The sequence below is a fragment of the Streptomyces sp. rh34 genome, from assembly GCF_002551245.1.
Classification (GTDB): domain Bacteria; phylum Actinomycetota; class Actinomycetes; order Streptomycetales; family Streptomycetaceae; genus Streptomyces.
Window position 1 is genome coordinate 1 of the sequence record NZ_NTGZ01000480.1, and the last position, 2,203, is coordinate 2,203.

Below are 2,203 nucleotides of genomic sequence, written 5' to 3' on the forward strand. Positions count from 1 at the left end.
AGATGTGTATAAGAGATAGCCGTCCGCCGTCGCTCGCCGGGGAGCCGGCCCCGGTGCGGACCGGCGGACGAGCCGGCGGGCCGCCACGTCGCGCCGTTCCCCCACGGCTGCCGGGGGGAGTCCCGCGGGCGCCACATCCCAGGGCTCGGCCCGGCCCCCGTCGAGCACTTCCACATGCCCCACCCCCGCACCCGAGAGCACCGAGGCGATGGACGCCCCGACCCGGCCGGCTCCCCGCACCTGGACCCGCATCGCCCGCCGGGCCGCCATCCGGCGCGTGCCGCCGCCCGGCTCGGGACGGACGACCGACAGGGAGGCCACATCGGGGCGCTGGCGGTCCATCACCTCGGCACGACGACACAGGACGTCGGACCCCGGGTCGGCCGGTCTCGGGTCGTCCAGGAGCCCCGCCTCCGCCAAGCGGGTCAGCAGGGTGTCCACATGATGTTCCGACAGGTCCAGAGCGCGGGCCTCCTCGTGCAGGAGCCGCAGTCCGCGCGTGCCGTCGAGCAGTTCCAGAAAGCTCCCCGTGGCGAGGTCCACCGGTCCGAGCGTCACAGCATGTGCGGGTGTCACACCGAATTGCACGGTGTTCCGTCCGCGCCAGGCGCGACGCAGTGCGGGCTTCAGCATCGGATGCATGATTTCTCCCCCCGAGCGGTGTCGCGGGCACAGGTGTGCTCGCAGACCGGTTGATCCACGGGTCTTTCCGCGGGACCTCCGTCAGAATGCGGGGCCGCGCTCAACCGTGCCCGGAGTTGTCCACAGGCACCGGTCATTAGTCGTTCAAGCCCTTGATCGTTCAAGCCTTTGGTCGTTCACCTGCCGCGTGCCGTGCGGGGATCGCCGCGGAACCGTTCCCGGGGCGGGACTTCCCCCGCGGACAGCGGGTAACGTCGTGGCGTGCCCGCCGACCCGTCGTCCGGCTTCGCCGGGGAGACCCCCGCGCCCAGCGCCGGAAGCCATCAGCGCAGCGCGGCAGCCCATCCGGCCCGCGCTTCGGCGACGAGCGCGGTCGAGGTCCGCCGGAGCACCCGGCGCAGGAGAACGGTCTCCGCCTACCGGGAGGGCGACCGCACGATCGTGCTCATCCCGGCCCGGATGTCGGAGGCGGAGGAGCGGCGCTGGGTGGGGGTGATGCTGGACAAGCTCGCCGCCCAGGAGAACAAGCGCGTCCTGGGCGACACCGAACTCGCGGAGCGTGCCGGGCGCCTGTCCGCCCAGTATTTCGACGGTCGCGCCAGGCCCGTCTCGGTGCGCTGGGTGACCAACCAGAACACCCGCTGGGGCTCGTGCACCCCTGCCGAGGGCAGCATCAGGCTCTCGCACCGGCTGCAGGGCATGCCGGAGTACGTGGTCGACTACGTACTCCTCCACGAGCTGGCACATCTGCTCGTTCCCGGACACGGTCCGCGGTTCTGGCGGCTGCTGGAGGCGTATCCGCGCACCGAGCGCGCCCGTGGGTATCTGGAGGGCGTCGTGGCTGCCGACCGGCTGCCCCACCTGCCCGCCGCCCGCGAGGAGTGACCGGGACCGGTCGCGTTCGCCGATTCTGTACCGGGTGTGTACCGGCTTGGCCCGATGTCGTCGTTTGCGGTTAGCCTGACGCGACGCATTTACCTTCGGGATGGGGGACGGTCGTTACGCATGGCCAGGGAATTCCAACGCGGCCACAAGGCCAAGATCAGTGATCTCACGCCAGGGACAGATCTGTACGTAGGTGTGCAGATCGCGGCCCCCGGGCTGACTTTCGACATCAGCTGCTTCGGCCTCGACGCCCATGAGCAGCTCTCCGACGACCGGTACTTCATCTTCTTCAACCAGCCGAAATCGCCCGAGGAGTCCATCCAGCTCCTCGGCGCCCAGTCCGGTGACACCGAGTCCTTCCGCGTCACGCTCGACCGCGTTCCGGCAGCCATCCAGAAGCTCTCCTTCACCGCGACGCTCGACGGTCCCGGGCAGATGTCCCAGATCGGCCCGGGATACATCCGCATCGTCGCGGGCGGCGAGGAAGTGGTGAGGTACTCCTTCACCGGGTCGGAGTTCACCACCGAGCGCGCCGTGATGCTCGGCGACTTCTACCTGAAGGACGTCTGGCGTTTCGCCGCCGTCGGCCAGGGCTTCGACGGCGGTCTCGACGCGCTTCTGAAGAACTTCGGCGGCGAGGTCGCCGAAGAAGAGGCGCTGTCTCTTATACACATCT

3 protein-coding genes are annotated in these 2,203 nt (G+C 69.7%); 2 read left to right on the forward strand and 1 reads right to left on the reverse strand.

Translation table 11 applies throughout. The features are described 5' to 3' along the window. Positions 1-642 (reverse strand): ThiF family adenylyltransferase (locus tag CR470_RS37440; protein WP_179892517.1); only part of this gene is annotated, 642 nt, incomplete at its 3' end. A 261-nt stretch (positions 643-903) separates the two neighbouring features. Here CR470_RS37440 and CR470_RS37445 point away from each other — a divergent pair. Both CR470_RS37445 and CR470_RS37450 read left to right on the forward strand, forming a co-directional pair. Continuing rightward, on the forward strand, positions 904-1,527 hold the full coding sequence (locus CR470_RS37445) for a M48 metallopeptidase family protein (RefSeq protein WP_097872184.1): 624 nt from the start codon (positions 904-906) through the stop codon (positions 1,525-1,527). Between the two features lie 120 nt (positions 1,528-1,647). Beyond that, positions 1,648-2,203, forward strand: a 556-nt coding sequence (locus CR470_RS37450; RefSeq protein ID WP_143663985.1) for a TerD family protein, incomplete at its 3' end; no start/stop codon positions are given.